Annotated in this window: 3 protein-coding genes; 1 reads left to right on the plus strand and 2 read right to left on the minus strand. The window is 67.2% G+C overall.

Annotation, left to right across the window (positions count from 1 at the left end):
• Positions 1-1,269, minus strand: a 1,269-nt coding sequence (locus ABB25_RS14015) for a penicillin acylase family protein (RefSeq protein WP_160319448.1), incomplete at its 3' end; no start/stop codon positions are given.
• 144 nt (positions 1,270-1,413) lie between these two features.
• Between ABB25_RS14015 and ABB25_RS14020 the strand changes: the two genes are divergently transcribed.
• On the plus strand, positions 1,414-1,902 hold the full coding sequence (locus ABB25_RS14020) for a bacterioferritin (RefSeq protein WP_057667893.1): 489 nt from the start codon (positions 1,414-1,416) through the stop codon (positions 1,900-1,902).
• A 56-nt stretch (positions 1,903-1,958) separates the two neighbouring features.
• Here ABB25_RS14020 and ABB25_RS14025 read toward each other — a convergent pair.
• The coding region (locus ABB25_RS14025; RefSeq protein WP_160319449.1) for a transposase at positions 1,959-2,176 on the minus strand (218 nt) is incomplete at its 5' end.

The following is a 2,176-nucleotide window of genomic DNA, read 5'->3' on the forward strand; positions in this document are numbered from 1 at the left end:
CAGCGCCTGCTCCAGGTCGGCTGCGTGGGCCATCGCCGCCAGGTCCAGGCTCAGGGCACCCGGCAGCTGGGCGGCCCAGCGCAGTGCCAGCGCGCTGCCGTCGGGCAGCGTGTGCAACAGCGGGCCGAAGTCGGTTTCGCGCACCTGCAGCACATGCTCGCTGCCGCCGGCGATGGCGATGCGCTCGGCATGCTGTCGCACCACCCCGGGCTCGGCCAGCAGCGCGGGGTCGTAGCGGGCGAAATCGGCGTTGTCGATATAGGCGTTGGTGAAGCCCCAGGCGACATGGCCGTTGCTGCCAACGATCACCGCCGGCAGCCCGGGCAGGGTGAAGCCGCTGACATCGACCTGGCCAGCGGGTGCCTCCGGGTGGCGGTAGCGCAGCCGCGCGCGGAACCAGATATTGGGCGCGCGCAGGCCCAGGTGCATGTCATCGGCGACGATCGCCCGGCCATCGGCGGTCAGCCGGCCGCTGACGGCAAAGTTGTTGCTGCCGGGCATCGGGGTTTCGCTCTGGCCAGCGGTGGCCGGCAGCCGGCTGAGCTGGCGCAGGTCCAGTGCCAGCTCAGCAGGCAAGGGGGCATCGCCATGACCAGGGCCCAGCAGCGGTGCGTCCCAACGGCTGCCCGGGTGGGCCAGCAGCGCGGCCAGGGCCGGCGGTGCTGCGGCGCGCAGCTGTTGCCAGGCCAGTTCGTTGCGGTTGTCCGGGTCCTGCAGGTCGGCATACATCGCCAGCCCCGCCAGCAGCGAGTCTTCGACCTGCCAGGGTTGTGGGGCCTGGCGCAGCAGCAGGTAGGGCCAGGGACGCACGCGCAGTGCATCCAGGCCGGCATTGACGCCCTCGGCATAGGCGGCCAGCAGCTGGCGCTGCTCGTCCGGCAGCTGTGCCAGGGTCACGGCCTGGCGGGCACGCAGGCGGTGCGGGCGCATCGCGCTGTCACGCGGCAGCGCGGCGGCACCAAACAGCGCGGACAGCTCCCCGGCGGCACTGCGCCGGGCCAGGTCCATCTCGAAGTAGCGCTCCTGTGCATGCACATGGCCCAGGGCGCGGGCCATGTCGGCCTGGTTGTCGGCGGTGATGCTGACCACGCCAAGCGCATCGCGCTGGACCTGCACGGTGGCCTGCAGGCCTGGCAGCAAGCCCTGTCCTTCCAGTTGCGGCAGGCTGCCACGCAGGGCCAGCAGTGCCGCCAGCACGGTGCTGATGGCCAGCAGGGCCAACAGCAACAGCACACGCAGCGTCCAGCGCCGCCATCCCCGAAACCCCATTGCCATCCCCCCACAAGCCAGGCACCGATTCCAGCATGGGGCGGGCGTGGCTGCAAATGCAGTGCAACTGCGAGTGATTGGCTTTTGAACATCGCCGTTGCGGATCGGGCATCATGCCGGTCATCCCTGCAATGGAGCGCCCACATGAAAGGCAACCCCGCCGTCATCGATTGCCTCAAGGCCCTGCTGCGTGGCGAGCTTGCCGCCCGCGACCAGTATTTCATCCACTCCCGTCGTTACGAGGACCAGGGCCTGCAGGCGCTGTACGAGCGCTTGAACCACGAGATGGAAGAAGAAACCCAGCACGCCGATGCATTGTTGCGACGGATCCTGTTTCTGGGCGGTGACCCGGACATGCGTCCGGTGGCCTTTGAACCGGGCAAGGATGTGGTGTCGATGCTGGAAAAGGATCTGGCCACCGAATATGCGGTGCGCGAGAACCTTGCCGCCGGTATGAAGCTGTGCGAGGAACAGGGCGACTATGTCAGCCGCGACATCCTGCTGGCCCAGCTCAAGGACACCGAGCAGGACCATGCCTGGTGGCTGGAGCAGCAGCTGGGGCTGATCAAGCGCATCGGCCTGGAGCTGTACCAGGTCAGCAAGATGGCCGGTGGCAGCAGCGTCGGCCACTGACTTCGGCTGCACCTGGCCGCATTAAAAACCCGGGCAATGCCCGGGTTTTTAATGGTTCATCGCAGGATACCGGGGAAGGCTGCGCGGATTTTCAAGAAGAAATATTCCTGATCGCGGTACCCGTAGGCGCGGCGTTTGATGACCTTGATGGTGTTGTTGATGCCTTCCACGATGCTGGTGTTGAGCCGGTGCCGGCAGCGGGACAGAATTCCGTGCAGGTAAGCCTTGAGCTTGTGCGCGAAGTGCTCCAGGGTCGCAATGCCGCTGCCTTGGG

The sequence above is a fragment of the Stenotrophomonas koreensis genome (assembly GCF_001431525.1).
GTDB lineage: Bacteria > Pseudomonadota > Gammaproteobacteria > Xanthomonadales > Xanthomonadaceae > Stenotrophomonas > Stenotrophomonas koreensis.